The 26,449-nt window shown below is 42.8% G+C and carries 20 protein-coding genes and 1 pseudogene; 14 read left to right on the top strand and 7 right to left on the bottom strand.

The genetic code is table 11. From position 1 onward, the window contains the following. Window positions 1-2 precede the first annotated feature (2 nt). The gene (locus MHH49_RS00395) at window positions 3-467 is read left to right on the top strand and encodes a DUF2269 family protein (RefSeq protein ID WP_244886455.1); all 465 of its coding nucleotides are present in this window, start codon (window positions 3-5) and stop codon (window positions 465-467) included. On the opposite strand, the gene MHH49_RS00390 is transcribed toward MHH49_RS00395, so the two are convergent. From MHH49_RS00390 to MHH49_RS00370, 5 genes are all read right to left on the bottom strand, one after another. Beyond that, window positions 439-1,599, bottom strand: coding sequence for a glycosyltransferase family 4 protein (locus MHH49_RS00390; protein ID WP_341137823.1), 1,161 nt, complete (start codon window positions 1,597-1,599; stop codon window positions 439-441). The two genes, MHH49_RS00395 and MHH49_RS00390, sit on opposite strands and share 29 nt — an antisense overlap. A 152-nt stretch (window positions 1,600-1,751) precedes the next feature. Beyond that, window positions 1,752-2,594: a sugar phosphate isomerase/epimerase family protein gene (locus MHH49_RS00385; RefSeq protein WP_326046460.1), complete on the bottom strand. Its 843-nt coding sequence runs from the start codon at window positions 2,592-2,594 to the stop codon at window positions 1,752-1,754. Between the two features lie 17 nt (window positions 2,595-2,611). After that, a complete protein-coding gene (locus tag MHH49_RS00380) occupies window positions 2,612-3,712 on the bottom strand; it encodes a mandelate racemase/muconate lactonizing enzyme family protein (RefSeq protein ID WP_038569729.1) in 1,101 nt (366 codons plus the stop codon). Between the two features lie 13 nt (window positions 3,713-3,725). After that, a complete protein-coding gene (locus tag MHH49_RS00375) occupies window positions 3,726-5,180 on the bottom strand; it encodes a GDSL-type esterase/lipase family protein (RefSeq protein WP_038574322.1) in 1,455 nt (484 codons plus the stop codon). A 111-nt stretch (window positions 5,181-5,291) separates the two neighbouring features. After that, window positions 5,292-7,637 carry a helix-turn-helix domain-containing protein gene (locus tag MHH49_RS00370; protein WP_076296048.1) on the bottom strand — a complete coding sequence of 782 codons (2,346 nt, stop codon included), beginning with the start codon at window positions 7,635-7,637 and terminating at the stop codon, window positions 5,292-5,294. A 180-nt stretch (window positions 7,638-7,817) separates the two neighbouring features. Between MHH49_RS00370 and MHH49_RS00365 the strand changes: the two genes are divergently transcribed. From MHH49_RS00365 to MHH49_RS00330, 8 genes are all read left to right on the top strand, one after another. Then, entirely contained in the window at window positions 7,818-9,335 is a 1,518-nt protein-coding gene (locus tag MHH49_RS00365) for an extracellular solute-binding protein (RefSeq protein WP_052096924.1), read from the top strand. Window positions 9,336-9,523: 188 nt separating this feature from the next. Further along, entirely contained in the window at window positions 9,524-11,080 is a 1,557-nt protein-coding gene (locus MHH49_RS00360; RefSeq protein ID WP_036679248.1) for an extracellular solute-binding protein, read from the top strand. Window positions 11,081-11,213: 133 nt separating this feature from the next. After that, window positions 11,214-12,188, top strand: a complete 975-nt coding sequence (locus tag MHH49_RS00355; protein WP_341137822.1) for an ABC transporter permease — start codon at window positions 11,214-11,216, stop codon at window positions 12,186-12,188. 21 nt (window positions 12,189-12,209) lie between these two features. Continuing rightward, complete coding sequence (locus MHH49_RS00350; RefSeq protein WP_036679255.1) at window positions 12,210-13,085, top strand: carbohydrate ABC transporter permease; 876 nt, start codon at window positions 12,210-12,212, stop codon at window positions 13,083-13,085. Window positions 13,086-13,125: 40 nt separating this feature from the next. After that, entirely contained in the window at window positions 13,126-14,229 is a 1,104-nt protein-coding gene (locus tag MHH49_RS00345) for a glycoside hydrolase family 88/105 protein (protein ID WP_036679257.1), read from the top strand. 151 nt (window positions 14,230-14,380) lie between these two features. After that, complete coding sequence (locus tag MHH49_RS00340) at window positions 14,381-15,502, top strand: glycoside hydrolase family 88/105 protein (RefSeq protein WP_036679258.1); 1,122 nt, start codon at window positions 14,381-14,383, stop codon at window positions 15,500-15,502. Between the two features lie 22 nt (window positions 15,503-15,524). Continuing rightward, the gene (locus MHH49_RS00335) at window positions 15,525-16,886 is read left to right on the top strand and encodes a glycoside hydrolase family 28 protein (RefSeq protein ID WP_076275037.1); all 1,362 of its coding nucleotides are present in this window, start codon (window positions 15,525-15,527) and stop codon (window positions 16,884-16,886) included. A gap of 39 nt (window positions 16,887-16,925) precedes the next feature. Next, window positions 16,926-17,882 (top strand): pectinesterase family protein, encoded by a 957-nt coding sequence (locus MHH49_RS00330; RefSeq protein ID WP_036679262.1) that lies wholly within the window; start codon window positions 16,926-16,928, stop codon window positions 17,880-17,882. Between the two features lie 89 nt (window positions 17,883-17,971). On the opposite strand, the pseudogene MHH49_RS00325 reads toward MHH49_RS00330, so the two are convergent. Continuing rightward, window positions 17,972-18,514, bottom strand: a pseudogene (locus tag MHH49_RS00325) (NADP-dependent oxidoreductase). A gap of 18 nt (window positions 18,515-18,532) precedes the next feature. Next, the gene (locus tag MHH49_RS00320) at window positions 18,533-18,997 is read right to left on the bottom strand and encodes a MerR family transcriptional regulator (RefSeq protein WP_036679270.1); all 465 of its coding nucleotides are present in this window, start codon (window positions 18,995-18,997) and stop codon (window positions 18,533-18,535) included. A 176-nt stretch (window positions 18,998-19,173) separates the two neighbouring features. On the opposite strand from MHH49_RS00320, the gene MHH49_RS00315 reads away from it, so the two are divergent. The 5 genes from MHH49_RS00315 (at window position 19,174) to MHH49_RS00295 (ending at window position 26,422) form a co-directional block, all read left to right on the top strand. After that, on the top strand, window positions 19,174-20,025 hold the full coding sequence (locus tag MHH49_RS00315) for an SDR family NAD(P)-dependent oxidoreductase (RefSeq protein WP_038569743.1): 852 nt from the start codon (window positions 19,174-19,176) through the stop codon (window positions 20,023-20,025). 172 nt (window positions 20,026-20,197) lie between these two features. Next, window positions 20,198-22,102, top strand: a complete 1,905-nt coding sequence (locus tag MHH49_RS00310; protein ID WP_370510916.1) for an ATP-dependent DNA helicase — start codon at window positions 20,198-20,200, stop codon at window positions 22,100-22,102. A 218-nt stretch (window positions 22,103-22,320) separates the two neighbouring features. Next, entirely contained in the window at window positions 22,321-23,364 is a 1,044-nt protein-coding gene (locus tag MHH49_RS00305; RefSeq protein WP_038569746.1) for a YeiH family protein, read from the top strand. 110 nt (window positions 23,365-23,474) lie between these two features. Then, window positions 23,475-24,284: a MerR family transcriptional regulator gene (locus MHH49_RS00300; protein ID WP_036679284.1), complete on the top strand. Its 810-nt coding sequence runs from the start codon at window positions 23,475-23,477 to the stop codon at window positions 24,282-24,284. Window positions 24,285-24,484: 200 nt separating this feature from the next. Continuing rightward, entirely contained in the window at window positions 24,485-26,422 is a 1,938-nt protein-coding gene (locus tag MHH49_RS00295; protein WP_076317055.1) for an FAD-dependent oxidoreductase, read from the top strand. The last annotated feature ends 27 nt before the right edge of the window (window positions 26,423-26,449 follow it).

The following is a 26,449-nucleotide window of genomic DNA, read 5'->3' as shown; positions in this document are numbered from 1 at the left end:
ATATGGATTTGACGCATATGATCTCAAAGCTTGTGGTAGTTATACATGTTATAGCATCCATAGTGGGAATTGGGCCAGCTTTTGTGCTGCCAATACTGACAAGCTCAGCCAAGACAGGCAGTCAGCTTCGTTTTGTATTTGGTCTTATGAAGAAAATAAACAGATTCCCTAAGACAGGTGGGGTCACCCTGATCGTTACAGGTATTTTGTTAATGATCATAGATAAAATGGGCTTGTCGGTGTTGTGGTTAAATCTGTCGTTATTATTTTTTATCGTGATCGAAGTGATTATTATTGGAATGGTTGAGCCCCGATTGAAAAAGCTAACCCAGCTCGTAATGACCAGCGAAGGGGAGGAAATCTCTGAGGGTTACACTACCGCTATGAACAAGATCGCTCCCCTAGAAGCGGCGGTTCATGTGCTTACTATCGTCATTATTATATTAATGGTAGTAAAGCCGGTATAAGATCATAACGTCTATTCTCAATGATCTCTTCATAATCGCGGATGAGTCCATCAAAAATATTCTCCCAAGAGCGGCCGAGTGCCAGCTGTCGACCTTCATGTCCCATAGCAGCTAGCTTTTGAGGGTGCTCTATACATGCACAAATCTCACGAATAAAAGCATCCGGGCAGCGGGGCTCGACAATCATTCCTGTGCGGCCGGGTGTGACCAGATCCTTCACCCCACCTTCATTTACTGCGAGGACAGGCAGTCCTGAGGCCATAGCCTCAAGGACAACATTACCGAAGGTTTCCGTACTGGAAGGGAAGACGAACAGATCTGCTGAGGCATATAATTGGGCAAGCTCATCACCATGTTTATAGCCTGTAAACGTGACATTATGGGGCGCCTGTGCCCGCATTTCCGGCAGAAGGGGGCCGTCTCCTACGACCAGCCAATGAACCTGAGATTGCATAGATTCGGGTAATTGCTGCATGGCGAGAGCAAGGGTGTTTATATCTTTTTCAGGGGTGATCCTTCCCACATATAGAAGCAGTAACGGTGCGGTAATTCCGTAGCGCTCACGGACCTCATGGCTGCGTTTTTTGGGGGTGTACTGCTGGCAGTCGATGCCTCTGGACCACAGCTTCAGGCGATGAAAGCCTTGAGCTTGGAGGGAATCGAGGGTTTCGTAGGATGGTGCAAAGGTGGCGTCGCAGGAGCGGTGGAACCACTTCATGTATTTCCAATAGAGCGGAGCGATTTTTTTCATCCGGTAATATTCAAGATAGCGGTCAAAATGGGTATGGTATGAGGCGACATGGGGCAAGTCATGTTTTCGCGCATAACGAAGGCCGCAGAGACCGATATTGAACGGAGTTGCCATATGAAGCAGATCGGGACGAAAAGCTTTCAGCTCTGATTGGATAGAGGACATATTGGGCAGTGCGAGTCTACATTCGGGGTATAAGAAAAAGGGGATGCTGGTAATGGGACGTATGGGATCGGCATAACTGTCTTCAGGAGCAGATTTCGGTGAGAAAAGCAGATGTTCAATACCACGCCCTTTCAAATGAGTGGTTAATCGTTGAAGCGTACGTGAAACTCCGTTGGTTTGCGGAAGAAATGTGTCCGTGAATAAAGCAAGACGCATGGAACCCCTCCCAGATACTCTTGATGCCCTGATCATAACAGGCGATTATTTGATGGAGGTCAAACGGATGTTAAACAGAATATAAAAATCCACTGCACCAAGTAAGGTAAAGAGGTGTGCAGTGGATTTATTAGTTTTAATGGGATGAAGCCCTACAGGGATTCGTATAACTGTTGCAAAAAGGTAATGCTTTCTCCTAAATGTGACTCAGGAGTGCTTTCCAGGATTCCTTGAATATGAGGACGTTCATATTTCATATAACGAAGAATCGGCTCAAACTCTAGCCACCCTTGACCTACAGGGACTATTTTTATGGCTCCATCTTGGACGATAAAGTCTTTTAAATGAATGATAGCAATTCGATTTCCTAAAAGCTTCAAAGCCTCCGTAATAATAGCTTCTTGATGCAAGTAATTTGTAGGTGACATTAGATTTGCGCAATCTAATATGACCTGAAGATTGTTAGAAGGGACTTCATCCAGAAGTCGGCGGGTTAAGGGCGCGGTGTAAAGCGGATGATGAAGTCCTGCTTCGATTCCTACCGTCACACCAAAACGTTCGGCCTCCGCCACCATGGCCTTAACTGATGTCACCACCTCTTGGAAGGCTTCTTCTGTAAAATTATCTGTGGTATACCCAAGTCCCACACTTCCGGTTTCCGTACCTACCAGACTAGCGCCGAAATCCCTGGCCAAGCGCAGATGGGTATTAAACGCAGCTAACGCTTCTGCCCGTTTATGAGGATCGGTGTCTACAATATTTACATAGCAGCCCAGAACCGCAATCTGAATACCTGCCTGTCTAAAGGCATTGCCATAATAGCTGGCTGTTCCAGGGCTTATAGCCGTCAGGCTAGGGGCACTATCAGGAAAAGATTTCTTAAGTGCAAACTGGATATGAGTGAAATGATAGGACTTAATCTTCTCAATTAACTCTTGCAATGGAACTTGTGTGAAATCATGTGCTCGAACACCTAGATGAAGGGGAATGCTCATATGATCGATCGCTCCTATTAGTATTGTTGTTTGTGAGGTGCTAATTTGTCCCAGTCAAAGGTAACGCCAGTGCCCGTTACTTCAGGCGCTACTGCCATCCCATTGTCTTTGTTAATCACTAGCGGACGTGTAGTGTATTGATCGATAGGGAAGCTATGCATTTCGAGATAACCTGCATTTGGCATAGCTGCTAACAAACTAACGTGTAATTCCTGCATCCCATGTGTGGAAACGGAAAGGTTATAGGCTTGTGTTAAGTGAGCTACCTTTAACCAGCCCGTAATTCCGCCTATATTGGAAGCATCAGGTTGAGGGAAATCAACATGACCATATTGCAGCATGTGATGGAATTCGGTTAATGTGCGCAAGTTCTCTCCGCCTGCAACGGCCATTCCTGTTTCTTCAGCAATCCGTGCATAGCCGGCATAATCCTCCGGAATCGTTGGTTCTTCTAAGAAAAGAATGTCATATTTCAAAAATTCACGTGCGGCTTTTATCGCTTTTTCCACACTCCAGCTCATATTGGCATCGACCATAAAGGCTACATCCGGGCCGACCAATTGGCGTACCGCAGCCACTCGTTCCACATCTTCAGCTAATGTTTTTTGGCCTAGTTTAATTTTGACAGCCTGGAGGCCCATATCTAAGTATTTTTGATTGTTGCGCAGGAGCTTTTCTAATGGGAAATTCAAATCAATCGCTCCACCATAACATTTGACCTCATTGCTTGCGCCACCCAGAAGTTTGTAGAGAGGTTCATCTGCTTTCTTCGCACGTAAATCCCATAACGCAATGTCACATGCCGCAATGGCGAAGCTAGCCAGACCCCCGCGAGCAACATAATGTATTCCCCAGTTCATCTGCTCCCAGATACTTTCCACACAGCTGGCGTCTTTGCCAACTAAAATATGTGTTAATTCATTAGCAATTAGTGAACAGATCGCTTTGCCGCCAAATCCGCCAGTATAGGTATAACCTACACCTTCACGACCGTCATCCGTTCTAATTTTGACAATGGGTACTTCAAAATGAGTATGCAAGCCGTGTTTAGCATCCTCCATGATTTCTGGCAAAGGGATACGATAGTACTCTGTAATAACTTCTTTAATTATAGACATCTGTGATCACTCCTTATAAAAGTTGTTGTAAGTTTGATATAGGTGAGGCTGTATTTTGTTTAAGTGCTTGAACCACAAGTTTAGCAATTTGCTGGGCACCTTCATCCGAGAAATGAGTATCATCCGTAACTCCATTGGGGTAATTGGGATGTGTTTTCTCTGGTAAGTGCATGAATAACTTCTTGGATTCTTCTTCGCCTAATGAACGATAGAGCGCTTGCGAGGCTGCGAAAATATCAAGTAGCGGAGTGTGCGTTTCTTCAGCCACTTGTCTCATTACCTCGGGATAAGCACCTACAGCCAACGGGTCAAGCTCTCCATCGGCGTTAAAGCGGCGGCGACTTACAGAGGTTAACAGAACCGGCGTCCCACCTAGCTGCCTAACAGCATCTATATATTGAATTAGATTATGGCGATATTCGGTTTCAGGATCGGTGTAACGTAATGGATCATCTTTTTTCTCATCGTTATGTCCAAATTGAATAAACAGGTAGTCGCCGGGTTGAAAGTCTTTTTTGATGGCATCCAGGCGGCCGTCTGTTATGAACGATTTGGTGCTTCGACCATTAATTGCGCGATTCTGGATTTGAATAGAAGTCCCAAAATAACTTTGCAGGTATTCTCCCCAGCCAGTCATAGGTTTTTCTCCAGCGCCTTTAATAGCCGCAGTGGAATCGCCTGCAATAAATAGTTGTTGTCTCATAAGGCCTTCTGCTCCTTTAACGTATTGATGTTCCCTTAGCCAGTTCTCAGCAAGGGAAAGCCATTGCTGGCAATGAGGGTGTTCTTTAGCAAGCCCTAAACCATGCCGCCCTTCTTCAAAGATATGTAATTCAAAAGGAATTCCCTGATTAGACAGGGCAGAGGCGAACAACAGACTATTCTCCACGGGAACGCTGGCATCGTTTGCTGTTGTCCAGATAAAGGTTGGAGGTGTGAGTGAATCCACCTGGGCTTCTGAGGAAAAGGAGTCAAGCTCCGCTTGTGATGGGTCGTCTCCAAGAAAATGTAGCCGGCTTCCCTTATGCGAATGGGACTCTTGGAAAGTGATTACAGGATAACCTAACAGAAGAAGATTTGGTTTCTCTGCTCTAGTGGTAGAAAAGATGGAAGCTAAGTGTCCTCCAGCCGAGAATCCAATCATCCCTACTTTGTCTGAGATCACATTCCAAGCTTTGGGTGCTTCCCTAATCCATTTGAGAGCTTCCTCAACATCATTTAACAAAGAAGAGACGTTGAAGTCTCCGACCTGATAATCTAGTACACCTGCATGAATACCTAGATTGTTTAGCCATTGAGCCACAGGTTCTCCTTCATGTTTGGCTAAGTGCTGATATCCTCCACCAGGCAATACCAATATAAAAGGACGGGGTTGATCCGTCTCGAGCGGATAGAGGGTGAGTAGTGAGGTTTTCTGAGAAATCTCATCTTGTTCCACACGGTTAGTATTTAGTCGAAAGTTCAACATTGCGTTCAAATTCCTCCCTAAATGGTTATATGCACACGTTAACATATTTTCCGAAAAAAAGAGAGACTCTTTTTTTTTTAGATTCGACCTTGAACGATTATTTTGTGATTTTTACATAGATTCGTCAAATGTTGGTTTGGATTTAGTGCCTGTATTGTTATCCCGGTACTGTCCAGGGGTCATCCCTTCCTGTTTACGGAAAGATCGAATGAAATTCTGAGAATTGTTGTATCTTAATTTGGCTGCAATATCTTTGATCGGCATATCGGTTTCCTGCAGCCATTTTTTCGCCATTTTAAATCGGTACATCGTTAAATATTCGCTGAAATAGTATTGGGTCTCCTTACGGAAGACACTGCTGATATAGTTGGCGTTGTAATGCAGCCGAGAAGCGCATTCTTCCAAGGTTAGATCTGTATCATATTCATGTTGGATCAGATCAATGATTTTCTCAGAGATGTTTTGGTATTGGGCATTTTGCCTGCTGATAAAAATTTTGATCATCGGGTAAATGACCATGCTCCAGAACCAATCCTCAATCTCAGCCACGGTATGAAGGTCATGCAATTCCTCAAAAATAGAGCCATTAGCATGATAGATCTGATTTAAGCTAATGCCCGATTCCTGCATCATAATGAGCAAGTTATTGAGTAAGCGGGTCAACGGGATTTGATATTCCTGTGGTGAAAGCTCAAGGGCAAAAATAGATTTAAAAAGCAAATGAATCAGTTCCTTGGCTTTATCCGTTTCAGCCAGCTTGATAGCATCCATTAGATCGTTTTCTTTATGCGTAGGGTAGTTCAAGTTCAGATAATGTTTGCCGGAGTTAATGTTCTCATATTGAATAATAACGCCTTTGCCAAGCTTAATGCGATGTTTCAGTGCTTCTAGACCTTCTCTGTAGGCGATGGCTAGTTTATCGAAGGCGTTGAAGGGAAGGCTCAGCCCAATACTCACCTGCACCTTTAGATAATTATTTATTTCTTGCTGCAGCTTCTCCGTTAACGAATACAGTGTCTTATGAAAAGACTGGGTATCGCAGTCTGAACTGCCCAATAATACGACTACCGCATGGTCCATGATTACAGGAGCCAGCCGTTGTTCAGGACAGATTAACTCTTCGATCATATTGTGGGCAGCGAACAATAAGAGGCTGAGATCTTTTTTCTCATAGCTGGAATCCTCGGCATAATCAATAGACAACGTAATTACTGCCATGGTTTTCCATTCTTCAAGCTGTGTTTGGTAGCCGAATTGCCCTAATTCTTCGAGCAAATCACGTTTCTTAACATTTCCGTGGAAGGCATTGATCAGAAAAAACGTTCGCACCTGCTGAAAGTGTTGCCGGACTTCTTTTTCCAGCTGTGATTTGGATTGGAACAAAGAATGAACTTGTTCTCCTATAATCTGAAATTCATTGCGATGTCTCGATTTAATATCCGGTTTGCGTTGGCCCATCTGATTAAGCAGTCTTTCGATAGGGGTGTACATACGCCTGGAACCGATCCATGCCAGAAGAATGGAGAACAAGAGCATAATGGTGCACACGATTATCGTAAACATCCCGATTTTATTGGACTCCTTCGTCAAGCTTTCCATAGAAGTAACCGATAGATAAACCCAGCCATTTAGCTGAGAACGCATGAAAGTGACGGAGTAATTCTTTTTATTGATCACAGTCTTGAACTGTCCGGATTGTTTAGAAGGATCAGAGATTAAAGGGACTTCTTTAAATCCGCCTTGCTCTTTAGGTTTTCCGATTAAGCTGGTATCCGGATGGAGCAGGAAGCGGCCAGCTTGATCCAGAACGATAATGTCATCGAGTGGCTGCACATCTGAATTAATGAAATCCTGAAGACTGCAGACCGGAATATTAGCTAGGGCAAGCCCATATTTTTGCAGCTTATTGGTGGGAAGCTTTTTGATAAGACTAATGCTGTAATTGCAGCCAGTGACGTTAATGCTCTCCTCGCTATAAAATAAGGACGATGGATTCAAAATCCATGAAGTATCGTCAGCTATATTCATTAGATTAGAGAGTTGCGCGTGGTTTTTGTATTCATTCAGACGGTAGACGCCTGAATTTTTGATCATCCAGTTCTGCTGCTGATTGAGCAGGATGACATCCTCCAGTTTCGTATCGAAGGATTGCATATTGCGGATTTCGTTTCTTAAATCATTATATAAAATGAAATCGGTTTCATTTAAAGGGTTATTTAGTGCTTTTTTTAATACACTAGAGTTGATCACTTGGTTTAATGTTTGATTGACAGTTGTTAACTTATGTTCTACATTTGAGGTGATTTGTAATATAAGTTCCATTTTACTGTTGTTTACGTTCTTTTGGATCTCATTAGATGATGTGAAATAGGAAAAAGAACCGATGAATATCACCGGCAACGTGCTAATTACAAAGGCAAAAATCGTTAATTTACTTAAAAAGCTTAATGGTCTCACGGGGCTCAGCACCTTTACTTATGTAGAAGTAGACACTTGTTCTTAGTGTATGAAACCTGGTGGAAAATAACAATAATCATCTCGTTCTGTAATAATCATTAACCCTAATTATGACTACAAAATGGAAAATCTTCAAGCTGTAGGGTGAAAATCCTTACAATACCTTAGGAGGCTGTAGAAATGTTTAGACAATTTTTGTGTAGAAGGGCAACGTTTTGTTTCTGCTTATTTTTCATGCTTGTTTTCCCTATGTTAAGCGCTTGCAGTGATGGAAAGTCAGCTGGTTCTGTACTGCAAGAAGCTCGCCCGAACATCTCGATCTTGGCACCCCTTCATTTTCCACAGCAGCCTTCAAAAAAGATTATAGCTGAGATTGAAAGATTAACAGGGGTGGAGCTTGATATCACGTGGGTGCCTGAGGGTGTTTATACCGATAAAATGAACACGGCGTTGACCACTAATTCCTTGGGAAAAGTCACCTTTGTGAAGTTCTCAGATTATAATCTGGTGAAAAACGCCATCCGTTCTGAAGCATTTTGGGAGATCGGCCCATATCTTCAGGAGTTCCCCAATCTTAAAGCACTGGACCCCGCTATTCTTAAACAGACCGCTGTAGATGGAAAGATCTACGGCCTATATACAGAACGCCCTTCCTCCAGACAGGGTGTCATTATACGTAAGGATTGGCTGGACAATCTTCATTTAAGCAATCCACAGACCTTAGATGATCTATATGAAGTAATGAGGCAATTTACATATAACGATCCGGATCAGAATGGCAAACAAGATACCCTTGGATTAGTCGATCGTAATGATCTTGTTTATGGTGTATTTAAGACACTAAGCTCTTATTTTGGCACACCAAATAATTGGAAGCTAGAGAATCATCAATTTGTTCCGGAATTCGTAACAGCGGAGTATATGAACACAATGAATTTTATGAAGAAATTATATGATGAAAAAATCATAAATCAGGACTTTGCTCTTACCAGTAAAGAGGTTCAACGCGATAAATTCATTAACGGAATCGCTGGTGTGTTTATTGGCAGCATGACTGATGTGCAGCGGTTGTCAATTGAAGCTCAAGCATACAATCCAAAGGCTGAACTTACCCTGATCAATCGTATCGAGGGGCCTGATGGATATAAAGTGTGGTCTATCCCCAATTACAACGGACTGTATCTCTTTTCCAAAAAGTCCATTGCCACAGAGGAGGAGCTTCGGCAGGTGCTTGGATTTTTTGATCGGACCATGGATAAAGATGTAGCCAATATAATGATGTATGGCTTTGAGGGGCGGCATTATAAGCTTGAAGGCGGCAAGATTATCCTTCCCGAGGAAACCTCACAACTGCGGGTACAGGAAGTGAATCCGCTATATGCTTTAATGATCGCGGACATTAGTAATAAAAACATTATGGAAGTGGCTCAGAAGGAGCAATTAACCTCTCTAGCAGATCAGCTGAGTAAAGATAATGAATCTTTTCTGGTCGATGACCCGACAGTTTCTCTGAGCTCATCTACTTTTGATGAGAAGAATATGGAGTTATCTACAATCATTGTGGATGCTACATATAACTATATATTAGGTAATATTACCGTCGAGGGATTCCAGCAAGAGGTTGAGAAATGGAGAGCTCGTGGAGGCAATCTTATTATTAAGGAATATGCTGAGGCTGAGTTTGGGACAGAAAAGTAAATAGGTTAAAAAGGTTTTGATCCACTGCGGATAATGCGGTGGATTTTTTTGTGCTGCGATATCACGATAATCATTTGCTCAGATCCCTTTCAGAACACGCCGTTATGGGGAAATGATTGTTTTCGTAACCTTGCCGACGATGTAACGTGGAACTCGTAACCAATACAAATTATGGAGGTCAAAATGGTATGAAGAAGAAATCCTTCACCATGTTGTTAACAGCACTGTTAACATTCAGCACATTGTTAGCTGGATGCGGTGGTAACAACAATAACAAAGAAGAAGCAGCAGCCCCAACTACAAGTGCAGAGAACACTACGAAGGTGGAAGAGACTGAAGCACCTAAAGAGGAACCTACAGAAATCAAAATCATGCTTCCATTGAATACATCAGAGACTCCGCCTGATACGATTAAGAATGAACTTGAGAAATTGACCAACACGAAGCTGACTTATCAATTTTTTCCGGCTGATACTTATGAAGAAAAACTGAATTCATCTTTTGCAACGGGTTCATTACCGCAAGTAACATATTTGAAGAATCAGACAACCTTCATTCAGATGAAAGAAGCGATAAAAGACGGACAATTCTGGGAAATCGGTCCACTATTAAGCGAATTTCCGAATTTGAGCAAATTGAAACCAGAAATTCTTAATAACACGAAAGTAGATGACAAGCTTTATACCCTATATATCGGGCGTCCACTTGCACGCCAAGGGATCATTTACCGCAAAGACTGGGCAGATAAATTAGGACTTGCTGCACCAGCTAATGTAGATGAATTATTTGAAATGGCTAAAGCCTTCACAGAACAAGATCCAGACGGTAATGGAAAGAAAGATACTACCGGTATTATTGACCGTAATGAGTTGACCTATGGAGCTTTCAAAACTGTTTCGTCTTGGTTCGGAACACCGAATACCTGGGGTGAGAAGGATGGCAAATTAGCGCCTGAATTTACCTTCGATGAATATTTCGACACAATGGATTTTTTCAAAAAAGCTCGTGATGGCGGATACATTAATCAAGATTTCGCTGCCACCAGTAAAACGGATGCAGTAAATATGTTTAAGGCTGGAAAGGGTGGACTCTATATTGGGGGCTCCATGCAAGATATTGATTCCCTCAATAAAGATACTATTAAGAATAACCCTGACGCTGTTTTGGATGCGCATAGTATGGTTGCAAGTCCAGATGGGAAATATGCTCAATGGATGATTCCAGGCTATAACAATGTTGTCTTGTTCCCGAAATCTGCTGTCAAGGATGAGGCAGAGCTGAAGAAGATTCTTGCTTTCTTTGATCAAATGATGACTCCAGAAGTAGCTAATTTGATGTATTGGGGAATTGAAGGTACTCACTATACCGTTGAAGACGGTAAAGCGAAAGCTGCAGACGACAAAGAATTGATTGAACGTGAAGTAAAGGGATATAAGGACAGCGTTATCGGCGAAGCTGAAACCAATGGAATGTACGAAAACTATAACACGCTGCCAGGAAGAATTCATGCAGATCAATTGGTTCTTGAGAATGTCAAAGTTGGTGTAGCGGATCCAACAGCTGCTATGGATTCGGCTACCTATACAGAAAAAGGCGTAGAGCTTCAACAGATTATTACAGATGCAACCTATAAATATATTTATGGTCAGATTGACAAGGCTGGATTTGAGAAGGAAGTAGAGAACTGGAAGAGCCGTGGTGGAGATAAGATTATTGAAGAATACAACGCGTTATACAAAAAATAGTAACCCGTACTGGAATAGTTAAGCGACAAATTGTAGCTGAAAAGGTTGTTGATCTTGTTTCAACAACCTTTTCTATTCCTCACTGGGTTCAGAAATATCGTGTTTGAATAAAGAAGGAGAAAGGAAGAATATCATGCAGGAAGTCACCGCACAGCCCAGCTCAGCTCCTCAAATGAATCCTAAGCCTGAAATTTATAAAAGCAGCAGCGAACTGAAAAAGCGGCTGTGGAGAAATAAATGGCTCTACGTCATGCTAACTCCGGGAGTACTGTATTTTCTGATTTTTAAATATCTTCCAATGTACGGATTAATTATCTCATTTCAGGATTACAAACCCTATCAAGGGATCAACGGTAGTGATTGGGTAGGGATGAAGCATTTCAGCAGGTTGTTCACAGAGCCGGATTTCTTAAATATATTAGTGAACACACTTATTCTTTTCGGATTAAATATTCTTATCTATTTCCCGATGCCGATTATTCTTGCCCTGATGTTAAATGAACTTCAAGGCAGCTTTTTCAAAAGAACCTTTCAGACGGTCTTCTATTTGCCCCATTTTCTGTCATTGGTTATCATCGTCTCCATTTCTTATGTAATGGTCACGATGGATGGAGGGATTATCAACGAGCTGCTTGTCTATTTTGGCTTTGAACCAATCAATTTCCTGCTTAATCCAGGGTGGTTCAGGCCCATGTATATTATTCAGGTGATTTGGAGAGAAGCAGGTTGGGGAACGATTATTTATCTAGCTTCCATAGCTGCGATTGACCCAGGGCTTTATGAAGCATCGCGTATGGACGGAGCTGGAAGACTTAGACAAGTCTGGCATATCACTCTTCCAGCGATTAGAGGCGTAATTATTACATTATTTATTCTGAAAATTGGTTCCGTTCTTGATCTTGGATTTGAACATGTATATCTGCTACTTAACTCCATGAATCGAGAAGTTGCGGAAATTATCGATACGTATGTATATACTGCTGGTTTGAGACAAGGGCAGTTTAGTTACAGTACAGCTATTGGATTCTTTAAATCGATTGTAGGCTTTGTAATGGTGATGATGGTGAATAAATTATCCAAGAAAATGGGAGAAGAAGGCGTTTATTGATATTTTGTGGGAGGAATCGAAATGGTAGAAGATAAAACAATCAGTGGTAGAATCTTTTCTGCTATAAACTTTACGCTGCTTGCGATCATTGCTTTAATTACTGTGCTTCCCCTTGTTCACGTTGTAGCAGGCTCTTTCACAACGAGTGCAGAACTAGCTTCTAGCAAATTTGTACTGATTCCAAAGGTATGGAGTCTGGAAGCGTACAAGTTCATCTTTTCGACGAATACAATATTTAAAGCCATGGGTGTTTCCATTGGTGTCACGGCAATTGGTTCTATTTTTAGTTTGTTTATAACTTCTTTGATGGCCTACGCTCTTACCAGAAAAGATCTGGATGGTCGTAAAGTGGTTAACTTCATGGTCGTGTTCACCATGCTTTTTCATGGTGGGATGATTCCAACGTTCCTCGTGGTGAAGGAATTAGGACTAATTGACACGTACGCATCACTGATCCTACCGTCAGCGATTAGTGCCTTTAATATGATCATTTTGAGAAACTTTTTCCAAAATATACCTGAAGGTTTGGAGGAATCGGCCAAAATTGATGGTTGTAACGATTTTGGAATATTATTTCGGATTGTATTGCCACTATCCTTACCTGCGTTAGCGACTATCGGATTGTTCTATGCGGTAACGTATTGGAATACCTACATGAATGCGATTCTGTATTTGAATGATAGTGCGAAATGGCCAATACAGGTTCTGCTCAGACAAATTGTCGTCCTTGCCAGCGGTATGGATCACAGCGCTACACTGGATGCTGCTGTTCCACCGCCAGATCAATCAATTAAAATGGCTGTTATCGTTGTAGCTACCTTACCAATAGTTTGTGTGTATCCGTTCCTGCAAAAGCATTTTGCCAAAGGTGCCATGTTGGGTTCTATGAAGGGCTAGCAAGAAAGAGAGAGACTATACTTAGGGGAGGAGCTTCGAGATGACTGTACAGATACCTACAACGCCGATAGAGTGGGCAAAAAAAGCTTGCGATTCACTAATGGATACTTACAGGGCGGGAGAGCTTCCCCCCGCGCATCGATGGCACTATCATCAGGGTGTATTTCTGTGTGGCATGGAGCTTTTGTGGAATGCTTATCAAGAAGACCGTTATATCAACTATATTCAGGAATATGTAGATGATTTGGTGGATGAATACGGGAACTTTTATTTTGCACGTGATGAGCTGGATGCGGTTCAAGCAGGACAGCTACTATTCACTCTTTATGAACGGACAGGCAAACTTAAGTATCGTATTGCAGCAGAGAAGCTAAGAAATTTACTGCTCACACTAAATAAAACCTCTGAGGGCGGGTATTGGCACAAGGATAAGTACGCCAACCAAATGTGGTTGGATGGACTTTATATGGCAGGCGTATTCTCCTTGAAATATGCTAATGTCTACGATGAACCAAGCTTGCGTGAAACGGTCCTTCATCAGGAAATGTTAATGCGCAAGCATATGAAGGATGAGACAACGGGTTTGTTATACCATGCCTGGGATGAGAGCCGGCGGATGCCTTGGTCGAATCCGGAGACGGGTTGTTCACCGGAGTTCTGGAGCCGATCATTAGGATGGTATGGTCTCGCCTTATCGCAATTTCTGGATCTGTTACCTTCCCATGATTCAGCCCGGACAGAGCTGTCTACTACGCTGAGAGATTTTGTGGATGCACTTATTCGTTACCAAGATCAAAAAAGTGGACTTTGGTATCAAGTCGTAGATAAGGGACATGAGCCAGATAATTGGCTGGAGACTTCAGGGTCATGTTTGTTCGTCTATACGATTGCCAAAGCCGTGAAGCATGGCGTTGTAAGTGATGTGACTATCGCTACAGCTGCCGCTAAAAAAGGATATGAAGGGTTAACCAAAGTAATCCAGTGGGATGAGCATAACCGATTAGTTCTGCCGGACATTTGTATCGGTACCTCAGCTGGAGATTACGAGAGTTACGTGACTCGGCCTAAGGTTAAAAATGATCTGCATGGTGTGGGCGCATTGGTGATGGCTTGTGTTGAAATACAGTCAATGCTCCAAGACTGAATCGCTCCGTATCCTTACTAAACAATGACTTGATTCTCTGAGATTGCAGAGAATCAAGTCGTATTATTTTATGTACAAAGTAATCCTTAAATCGGGTGAACCTATTTATAGTTTTTGAGCTCTTAAATTTATAAATATTTTGGGGGTTGGGATGAAGAAATCACAGTGGGCAATTCAAACGGCAGACTCTATTATGGCGCGGACACCGAAGCTTTATGAAGATAAAGGCTACAAAGGAAGCTGGACCTACGATTATGGCGTGGTATTGAACGGTTTTGAATGGCTTTGGAAGCAGACCGGTGATTCGAAGTATCTGCAGTTCATTCAAGATAATATGGACTACTTTATTCAGGAAGATGGCAGTGTCAAGGGCTACCACCTAGAGGAGTATAACATCGATCATATTAACAACGGAAAATTATTATTGACTCTATATAAAGAAACGAAGCAGGAAAAATACAAAAAAGCGGCTGCTCTACTTAGAAAGCAACTTGAGACCCATCCGCGAACCTCGGAAGGTGCTTTTTGGCATAAAAATATATATCCCTATCAGATTTGGTTAGATGGACTTTATATGGGCGCTCCTTTTTATTTAGCCTACTTGCTAGCTTTTGAAGAAGGAAAGGGACTTGGGGATGTAACTAAACAATTTATCTTGTGTGAGAAGCATACGAAAGATCCGGTAACAGGTCTGCTATATCATGCATGGGATGAACAGCGTATTCAACCTTGGTGCGACCCTGAAACAGGACTTTCGCCTAACTTTTGGGCCCGTTCACTTGGCTGGTATCTCATGGCATTGGTTGATGTTCTGGAATTGCTGCCTAGTGAGCACTCAGATTATCCAGAGCTGGTACGAATACTAAATGATACCTTAACTGCGGTGAAGAAATATCAGGATAAGGAATCCGGGGTCTGGTATCAAGTGATTAATCTAGGGGAACGCAAAGGAAATTATCTTGAGGCCTCTGCTTCAAGTATGATCGTGTATGCCATGGCTAAAGGTATCCGATTAGGCGTGTTAAACGCTGGATGGTACGAAACATTAGATCTGGCTCAACAAGGACTTATCTCGGAGTTTGTACTAGAAACCAAAGAAGAATGGGTCAATTTAAATAAGAATTGCCAAGTAGCAGGATTAGGTGGAGTGGACCAACGTGACGGTACTTTCGCTTATTACATTAGCGAGCCTATTGTCACTAACGACCAAAAAGGTGTGGGTGCTTTCCTTCAGGCCTGTGTGGAATACGAACAATTAAGAGGCTGGATCTGATATAGAACAGGGAGGCTTATGAATGTTGATCTACAATATTGAGGATTTTGGAGCGCTTAAGAATAGTAAAAAGTTAGCGACAGAAGCGATAACGCGTGCAATTGAAGCGGCAAATAAAGCCGGTGGAGGAACCGTTTATGTGCCGGCTGGTACGTTCTTAACCGGTACAATTCATATGAAAAGCAATATCGAATTGAATTTAAATCCTGGTGCCATTCTTTCATTCAGTACGAACCCGGAGGATTACCCTGCAGTGGAATGCAGATGGGAAGGAGTGAAGCAGCAGGTTCATTCACCTTGTATTTATGGAAGAGAGTTAGTTAATGTATCGATCACTGGCAGCGGAATGATTAACGGAAATGGTGAACTCTGGTGGGATAAGTTTCGGAACCGCCGGGAAGAGCTGCAGTATCCCCGGCCGACTCTAATCGGCTTGGACAGCTGTCAGCGGGTAACCCTTAAAGATATCGCGCTGGTCAATTCTCCAAGCTGGACCGTTAATCCGATAGGCTGTTACAATGTGACTATTGATAATATTTCCATTCTGAACCCGGCGGACTCTCCAAATACAGATGGTATTAATCCAGAGTCTTGCACCAATGTGCGAATTAGCAATTGCAATATTGATGTCGGTGATGACTGCATAGCGATCAAGGCAGGAACTGAGGATACCAAAGAACGAGTTCCTTGTGAGAATATTACGATCACCAACTGCACTATGGTACATGGACACGGGGGTGTCGTACTCGGTAGTGAAATGAGTGGAGATATTCGTAATGTCACGATTAGTAATTGTGTGTTTAAACAAACCGATCGTGGAATCCGGATGAAATCAAGACGGGGACGCGGGGGAACGATTGAAGATATTCGGATCAGCAATATTGTAATGGAGGACGTTATTTGTCCGTTTACTCTAAATCTATATTATTTCTGTGGACCACGCGGAAAAGAAAAATATGTGTGGGATAAAATTCCTTATCCGATTACAGAGGAAACGCCGTGTTTTAGACGCATTCATTTTGCCAATATTACCGCACGTAATGTTCATGCCGCAGCGGGTTTCTTATACGGGCTTGCGGAGCAGTATGTATCCGAGATTACGTTTACCAATGTGGACATCTCCATGGCGACGAATGCAATTCCCGGCCATCCAGACATGATGACAGGGATCGAAAACATGAATAATCGCGGGTTTTTCCTCGGGAATGCAAGAGATGTTCAATTTCATCAGGTGACGATTGAGAACCATGAAGGGCCTGCTTTTTACATTGAAAATGGAGAAGCTGTAGAGATCATAAATTGTCGATCAAAAAACACGAAGAAGCCGGAAAAATTAGTAGAACAAGCTACAGTGTCACCTGAAGAACAGAATGTCTGTCCATAAGAGAGAGTCATCAATTTATTGAAAGGAAAAGAATCCACTATGCTTGTTGTAGGAAAAGAATCCTTTTGCGCTTATCACACGATTCAAGAGGCGATAGATTCACTAGAGCAGGGGCCATCCGGTCAAGCGGATACGCTTTATATTTTGTCAGGGGTCTATAAAGAGGCAGTGCGGATTTATCGTTCTAATCTTACGATCATAGGGATTGGCTACGTGGAGATTGTTATGAATCGTTACGCGAAAGAGCGTGATGAAGCGGGCGAAGAAATCAATACATTCTCTACACCAACGTTATTTCTGGGCGGCAGCCACCTGATCTTGGAGAATCTGGTGATTACCAATAATGCAGGGCAGGGTGAAAATATCGGGCAGGCGGTAGCCGTGTATGCTAATTGTGATCAAACCGTATTCAGAAATTGTACTTTAAAAGGGTATCAGGACACGTTGTTCACGGGACCTTTGCCACCTGCACCCAAAGAGCGATCTACGTTTGGAGGTATACCACTGAGAAAGCACCATGCCCAATATCGGCAGTTGTATCAGCATTGCTATATAGAGGGAACAGTGGACTTTATATTTGGTGGGGCTACGGCTTATTTTGACAGATGTGAAATTCGCAGCTTGCGTCATAGTGAGAATCAAGCAGGTTATATTACGGCAGCCTCCACACCCGTGGGACAATCGTATGGTTATATTTTTAAAAATTGCTTTTTAACAGCGGCTCCTGATATTGCTCCGGTGTTTCTGGGCCGTCCATGGCGTGAGTATGCTAAAACCGTATTTGTAGATTGTCAGCTGGGTGCACATATTCATCCACTTGGCTGGGATAACTGGAACAACACCGCTAATGAACAAACCGTTTGTTATCAGGAATATGGCGTGAAGGATGCAATTCTCCTGAGTAAGCAACGTGTTTCTTGGGCAGATTGCTTTGAAGATGGGGACGAGACGTTGGATAAAGAGTTTGTTTTTGCTGGCACGGATTTTTGGAAATAGATAATTTAATTAACGAGTACACAAATAAAAAACGGTAGTCTAGACGAGAAGCATAAAGTCTTAGACTGCCGTTTTATTTATGTGTTGTATCACTTTATTTTTAATATGATCTTTCCTTTAGCTCTGCCCGATTCGGAATACTCCATCGCTTTCTGCGCCTCTACAGAAGGAAACACTTGATCAATAACAGGTTTTATTTGTCCGGACCTTATCAAATGCTTCGGTTTTATAATTGATAATTTGATCGGCTCCAAGTGACTTGACCAATTCTGCTCCAGCATCGCTTGTAGTAGTAGCCACGTATATCCCCATCGCTTAGGCAAGTTGGATAGCAAAAGTGCCAACACCGCCCGCTCCCGCTTGAATCAATACCTTTTGCCATCACCTATCTTGAATTTTTTAACATTCTTTCCTACTTGGATGACAATCCCTGAAAAATCATTTCCTAAAACTAGGGGCATATCGTATTTCAACAGCGTACGAACTTTGCCATCCCGCACTTTGAAATCGATAGGATTAATACTTGCTGCATGGATCTCTGCCAATACATCATAATCACCCACTGCGGGTGTAGGGACGTCGGCTAGTTGAAGAGGATATTTTCCGTATTTTTTAATTATCATTGCTTTCATCCTAAAAACTCCAACTCATTAATTATTCATTTTTGCTGTTCCAGAAAAATAACTCATCTCAACGGGGGAGATGTTTTTTGGTTCCGATCGGTCTTCGCTTTTATCTGAGCAGTCTCGGCGATATTTCCCTTGTTCCAGCTTTATATCAATAAAATCGACAACCTGCTGCAGCGACGAGATTTGGCTGACGATGTTTTCTCGATGGTTCCTTAAATGCTCCACCAGTTCAGGATAATCCGCGGGATCAGCGTCGGCGGAGACCGCCAAAAATGGCTGCATATCCTGCAAGGGCATACCTGTTTTTTTGAGGCAGGATAGCAGCCGGATTGTATCTATGTCTTCCTGCCGGTAAACGCGATGCCCGTTGTCCTTCCGGTCCGCCCGGGGAAGCAGCGCAATCTTTTCGTAATAGCGGATCGTATCCTCGGATATTCCGGTTTGCACGGCGGTTTCTTTTATCGTAAACGTTTGCTCTGCCTTCATACTCTACCTCCTGGAGATTGCTTTGTGTGTGCATTATACAACTTGGAGCTGACTCCAAGTCAAGACCTTATCTCTGGGACAAAATCTTTTTATTACGCCTTGACTTGGAGTCGACTCCAATTAATAAAATGTGCGTTAGAAGAGGAAGATATCCCGAATTCAGGAGGAGATTTACAATGAGCACTCAGCAACGTGAAAATATCGCATTGATTACAGGCGCTAACGCCGGGATTGGATTGGAATTAACTCGAAAACTGCTAGCGGAGGATTGGCAGGTGATTGCTTTGAACCGTTCCGATTTTCCGGCCGACGATGTGAACATCCAAAAAGCCATCAAAAACGGCTGGCTTCGTATTTATAAAACAACCGATCTCGCGGATTTTGCCAGCTTGAGAGGGACGCTGGAAGAGATCAAAGGCAAGGAGCAGCGAATCGATATTTTGTTCAACAATGCCGGCGGGAGCTTCCCCGAACTAAGCTATTCGAAACAGGGGCGCGAAAAGCACTATGAATTGATGACCGTTGTTCCGTATATTATTTTAATGGAATTGAAGGATATCCTACAAAAAGGACGCTTAAAAACGGTGATCAACACCTCATCCTCAGCGCTTAATTATACGAAAGAGTTTACGATAGAAATCTTGGAGCATCCCATAACCTTCCGCAAGCTGCTTGGTCCTTACGCCACCTCAAAGCTGGCATTATCGTTATGGACACAGGCCGCCGCGCCGCAACTTGCTAACGAGGGCATCATGATTCGCAGTGTTGATCCGGGTAGCAATAACACATTGCGAAAAGGGAAAAATTCTGGACTGCCTCTTATAGTTAAACCGTTGATGAAGCTGTTTTTCTCTCCGCCAACCCACGGCGCCGGCCAATTGTATGAGGGTGCTCTGGGAGAACACCGTGAAGAGACAGGTATATTTCTTCGGAAAGGCCAGGTTGCGGATTTGAAATTTAAGGATCAAGCCCGGAATGTTTTGGAAAGGATTAATAATATCTACGAAAATGAGTATCTTCGTTGTTAATCTGATCTTTAGATCTCTAATTTTTTTTTGTAATTCCTCCAAACGTATGAGATAATAGAGTTTTTCCGTTGATTCTATTTTTCATGGCATGGTAGAGATGCCTGATCAAATATTGGAGGTAGGCTTGTTGGCGAAACAGTATCCTTTTGAATATGATCGGACCAAACCTTTTATGGAGCAAGTAGGGGAATGGGTCGGAGATGTATTCTATGAAATTCTTCCTGAGGCTGGATTTGAAGTACGTGATGAACAGATATACATGGCCTTTCAGGTAGAGCGAGCTTTTGCCGAGAAAAAGACGATTTTTTCTGAGGCAGGGGTCGGAACAGGCAAGACATTAGTGTATTTGTTGTATAGCATTTGTTACGCGCGTTATATGGGCAAACCTGCGATTATTGCATGTGCGGACGAGTCCTTGATTGAGCAGCTTGTGAAACCGGAAGGCGATATCGCCAAGCTTGCGAAGCATCTGAACATGAATATTGATGCCAGACTAGCGAAATCTCCGGATAAATATATGTGTCTGAAAAAGCTGGATCAGGCTCGGAACCATGATGATGAAAGCTTACCACTGGAGAGCTTGTACAGTACATTACCTGATTTTGTACATTCACATGCACCGATGCAGCAATTCCATGCTTATGGAGACCGCAGAGATTACCCTGATCTGAATGACGAACAATGGAACAAAATTAACTGGGATACGTTTCAGGACTGCTTTACTTGCGATATGCGTCACCGCTGCGGGCAGACCTTGTCCCGTGATCATTACCGGAAATCAAGTGATCTGATCATTTGTTCCCACGATTATTACATGGAGCATATTTGGACCTATGAAGCGCGTAAGCGGGAAGGGCAAATCCCTTTGCTTCCGGATCACTGTGCGGTTGTATTCGATGAAGGACATTTATTAGAATCAGCGGCCATGAAGGCGCTTGGCTATAAGATGAAGCATGTCGTCTTTGAAGAATTGATTTCTCGCCTGCTACAGAACGAGATTCGTGAAACGCTGGCCGTTCTGATTGATGAAGCGATCATGCAAAGTGAGCAAATGTTCAAAGCGATTCGCCGTCAATGCCGAAACATACCTGGATCAGATCGGAAAAGCATTGAGCTGAATGCTTCATTGATTCGTGAGGTACACCGGATGCGGAGTGTAATTGCTGCTATCGAAGAAGAATTAGTATTCGAAAGCGGACTCTACACGATTGATGAATACCAACTCCGAATTGTGGAGGAACGTTTGGAGACCATAGAGATCGCTTTGCGATTGTTTGAGGATTCAGGGGCTTTAATCTGCTGGGCGACAGAAGAAAGCGATGGTCTAACGCTGTCGGTCATGCCACGAAATGTCAAAGAGGTACTTCAAGACAGCCTGTTCACGCAAAAAATGCCAATCGTATTCTCATCGGCTACATTGTCTGTGGATAAATCATTCCAATACTTGAAGGACAGTCTTGGGATACAAGATTTTTTATCCTTCTCTGTAGACTCACCTTATGACTATGAGCACCAGATGAATGTCTATGTGCCAGAGCTTCAGAGTGGGGATTTTGCTGAGAAAATGGAAATTTCCCTGAAGCTTATTCAGCGGACTGAAGGTAGAGCACTGCTATTGTTCCGTACTCGTGAAGAGCTTCTGCAGTTCAAGCAGCTTAACTCGTTACGACCGGAAAGCAGTTCATATTCATTTTTATATGAAGGGGATCAAGAAATCAGCTATTTGATTTCGGCATTCCAACGGGATGAGCATAGCGTGTTATGTGCGGTCACCTTATGGGAAGGGCTGGACATCCCTGGACCTTCATTATCTAATGTGATCATATGGTCGTTGCCGTATCCTCCGCTTGATCCAGTGTTTATGGCAAAACGGGCGGAAACCTCCACTCCTTTTGAAGATGTGGATTTGCCTTACATGCTGTTAAGACTCAAACAAGGGATGGGGCGGCTGATTCGAACCGGTACAGATCAAGGAATTGTAACTGTACTTGCGGAAGAGGAAGGGCAACATCCAGTACACGAATATATAACTTCTGTACTTCCAAAAGGGACTCGACTACAGAAGCTGGAAGCTTAAATATCACTAACGATTATAATTGCTCCTTTGGTGAGGCAGATGCTACGGCATTTATGTTTCACTCGAAGGAGCTTTTTTTGTCTAAAATTAAGCATAAGTATTCCTAATTTTACGGATAGGATATTGGTATTTAACTTCCGAGCGATGTCGTATTATTGTTGAGCATGGGATGTATTTATACAGCATCATCTAGAGATTCATCAAGGAGTGTATACGACATGGGTCAATCAGAAGGTTTGTATCAACCAGATCACAACAAAAAGGTTGGGTTTGCATTAGGGATAGGGCTAACCTTAGTTATCGCATTATTGGCGAAATTTTTAGCGGGTTTTCCATTCCTATCTATTATGGGGCAATTGGTCATTGCCATCTTAATCGGGATTATTTGGCGAGCTACGATAGGAGTGCCAAATAGCATCACACATGGCACCGATTTTTCCAGTAAAAAACTGCTTCGTCTAGGGATTATCCTGCTCGGTATGCGGCTTAATCTAATGGATATCGTTGCTGCAGGACCCCGGGTATTTCTTTTGGCAGTCATCGTCATTATATTTGCGATCTCCGTTGTATACGGACTGGCTCGACTGTTCAAAGTAGATAAGCGCCTCAGTATCTTAACTGCCTGCGGAACTGCGATTTGCGGTGCGGCAGCGGTGGTTGCCATCGCTCCACAGATAAAAGCCAAAGATGACGAAACTGCCATTGGTGCAGCTATAGTAGCTATATTAGGCACAATATTTACACTGCTGTACACATTTTTATATCCTTTTCTCGGCTTATCAGATTTAGGTTATGGGGTATTCTCAGGAGCGACTTTACATGAAATTGCTCACGTTATCGCGGCTGCGGATGCTGGTGGAAATGCTGCCGTTGATATGGCGGTCATCGTTAAATTGACCCGGGTGGCCTTACTTGTGCCAGTGGCTATTTTAATTGGGATTTGGTCCAATCGTGAAGAAAGAAAAGTGCAAGGTGGAGCGGCTAAAGCTTCGTGGAAAAGCATTCCAATCCCTTGGTTTATTCTAGGATTTCTAGTCGTCAGTGGTGTGAATTCGTTAGGGATCGTCTCCGCATCAGTAGCCAATGGAATCGTTACGATTGCTTATATGTTAATCGCTATGGCGATGGCAGGGCTTGGGTTAAACGTTGATTTGGCGGCATTTAGACGGCTTGGAATGAAGTCTTTTGCAGCGGGACTTATAGGCTCGGTCATGTTATCTCTAGTTGGATTTATGTTAGTTCACTTACTTGCACTAGCGTAGTTAGCATGTACACCCTGAGTATGAAATGAGTTACTTCATATCCTAACAGCGTCTTTCTCTTTATCATTTAGTGTGGTAGGGTATGCATGAAATGAATGGAGGGACTTCAGGTGAAGTATTGCATAGGTGAATTTGCTTCCATTCTCGGGGTAACTGCGGATACGCTGAGATTATACGAGAAACATGATATTGTTAGGCCTACAAAAGATAACAGCAATAATTATAGATATTTTAATGATTTAGATGCAAGGGATCTGTTAATGAGCAGATGGTATCGCAGTATGGAAATTCCATTGCCCGAAGTGGCACTTTTGATGAAGGAGTCCTCTATTGAGCAAGTTATGGGAATGATGCAGCAGTCTCGGCAGAGTTTAGAAGAAGAGATTAAGCAAAAGACGATGCTGCTAAACAAGATGAATGAAATTCATAAAGAGCTTAAGGAAATAGAGTCCTCACTATATATATGTAAACTTAAACAGCTGCCAGGCATGTACAGGCTTAAGCAAACGGATAAAAATGCATTATTAAAAAATGATATCGTAAAAAGCCTCGTCAACACTTGGATGGATAGGCTTCCTTATGCGTTTTATTCTTTTAAGATTGAGGACGCGGGGGTGTTATCCGGTGATAATAACTTTGACTATAGCTGGGGGCTTACCTTACCAGAGGAGGAAGTGCAGAAATTTGCGATGGATATCGATGAATATGTAGAGTACATTAGCCCGAGTACCTGTATCTCTGCTATCATGTTATCTACGGATGGACATTATATCACGAAGAAATCCTTGCAGTTTATGATAGATTACATCGAAGCAAATGGATATACTATAGCGGGTGATGTGGTGGGTAAATTAATGCTTACTGAAAAAATAGAAGGCAATAACCGCTCGTATTTGGAAGTGAATATCCCAATTCTATAAGTGTATTTCTATAAACACCTGCTCTGAGAGCGGGTGTTTTTTCTTTTTGGACAAGAATTGGACATTGACCTTGGTGCTGCACCAATGTTTATACTTCGGTATATAGCTTGGCAACGTTCGGTAGATATGTATAGATATGAATGTGAAAAATATCACGTTATTGGCGAGCTATAAGATATTAGATACTGGGGGAGAAGAGAATGCGCAACAGAAATTTCACCAAGAAAATGCTCATGTTAACTTTTTGTATGGTGCTGATCGTTTCCATGCTGAGCGGATGCAAAGGAAATGGGGAGTCGGCAAATTCGTCATCATCATCTTTTAAAGCCGGTACATTCGCTGGGGAAGCGGAAGGCAAAGAAGGCGTGATTAAAGTAGAAGTCACTATGGATGAGCCAGATAAAATTAAAGATATCAAGATCGTAAGCCAGTCAGAAACGGGTGGTCTAGGCGATAGTGCACTTGAAAAAATAAAAGATCAAATTCTGGAAGGACAAACCTTGGCAGTAGATGCTGTTAGTGGTGCGAGTCTTTCCAGTGAAGCAATGCTCGCGGCCGTTGAAGATGCCGTAACCAAAGGTGGAGGAAATCTGGAAGTCCTCAAAGCCGGTGGCGTGCAAAAAGCGGGTGAAGGTAAAACGGAAAAGCTTGAATCAGACGTAGTGGTAGTAGGCGCCGGTGCATCTGGTGTGTCCGCAGCGGTAACCGCTGCTGATAAAGGTGCCAAGGTTATTATTATCGAAAAAACAGGAGTTATCGGGGGAGCAAGTAATCTATCCTGGGCTGGTAAGTTCTATAATTCTTCCGCAGCTACTGACAATAATCTTAAAGTAAATGTGGAAAAAGAAATTGCCGATTGGATTGTCAACAATCACTGGAGAGTTGACGCTGCAGCGATTAGACAATACGTAACGAAATCCGGTGAAACTTATGATTGGTTAGCAGAAAAAGGGTATAAAACCAGCTTCCTGAACTTCTTCGGAGAGCAGCTGCATGTACTGCCAGCTTATGAAACCCGTGAAGAGACCCTTCGGAAAATGTTGGCTGAATCGGTTGAACAAAAGGGTGGACAAGTGATCACGGAAACCACTGCCAAAAAGCTGATTACCAATGAAGCAGGAGAAGTTACAGGTATTGTGGCTGAGAAATCAGACGGGACTACTCTTGAAATCACAGCAAAAAGTGTCGTAATGGCAACAGGCGGTTATGCCGCAAATTCGGAAATGGTTAAAGAAGCTTTTGGCTTTGAAGGGGTTAACGGAGGACTAGGTCAGAACGTTGGGGAAGGTCTGAAGATGGCTTGGGAAGCAGGAGCCAAGGTTCCTGATAACTTCGGTGGACAGATGCTGCACCAAACATTAGCCAGAGCAACACAAGGACTAAAAGCACAATATGAGCCTTTTGAAGCAAGTTATCCGCTCATGTTGACATATCTGCCTAACTTCATGAATGTCAGTTCTTCCGGAGCACGTTTCAGAGATGAAGCAGCTACATTAACATCGGTCGCAGCAGCTAATACGAGTGCATTTAATGGTGCTTATCATATGGTTATCGTATCAAAATCACAATTGGCTGCTCTTCAGTCCAAGGGGATGAAAGGTGTTAACGCACCAAGCCTGCCAGGAATGCCACCAGAATTTTATGCCGAATTTGCAGATCATTTCACGTTAGAGAATCCATGGGTAAATGCAGAAAAGGTCTTTGATTCTATGGTAGAAAACGGAGATGGCTTCAAAGGAAATACAATCGAAGAATTAGCAACAAATGCAGGTATGGATGTTGATGTGTTTGTAGAAAATTACAATAGTTATAAAGAAGCTACAAAAACTGGTGTGGATACTGAATTTGGTAAAGCTGCTGATTATTTAGAGCCAATGGGCGAAGAAGGACCATATTATGCCATCGTCGCTGAAATCAACAACTTGGGTTCTGTAGGTGGCTTGCTGGTAAACACTAAGTTCCAAGTGCTAAATGATAAACGTACACCAGTAAAAGGATTGTTTGCTGTAGGGCTTGAATCGGAAGGCGTATTATTCAACGATACCTATGTTGGCAATGGGGTTGGAATTGGTTATTCCTTTACCTCAGGTCGTCTAGGTGGAGAGAGCGCGGCAAACAGTGCTTTGAAAGCTAATTAACGACAATTTCCCGGAAAATAATTCAAT

Source organism: Paenibacillus sp. FSL F4-0122 (assembly GCF_038002845.1).
GTDB lineage: Bacteria > Bacillota > Bacilli > Paenibacillales > Paenibacillaceae > Paenibacillus_AQ > Paenibacillus_AQ odorifer.
The sequence above is the reverse complement of the archived record's forward strand: the minus strand, read 5'-3'. Positions and strand labels throughout refer to the sequence as shown.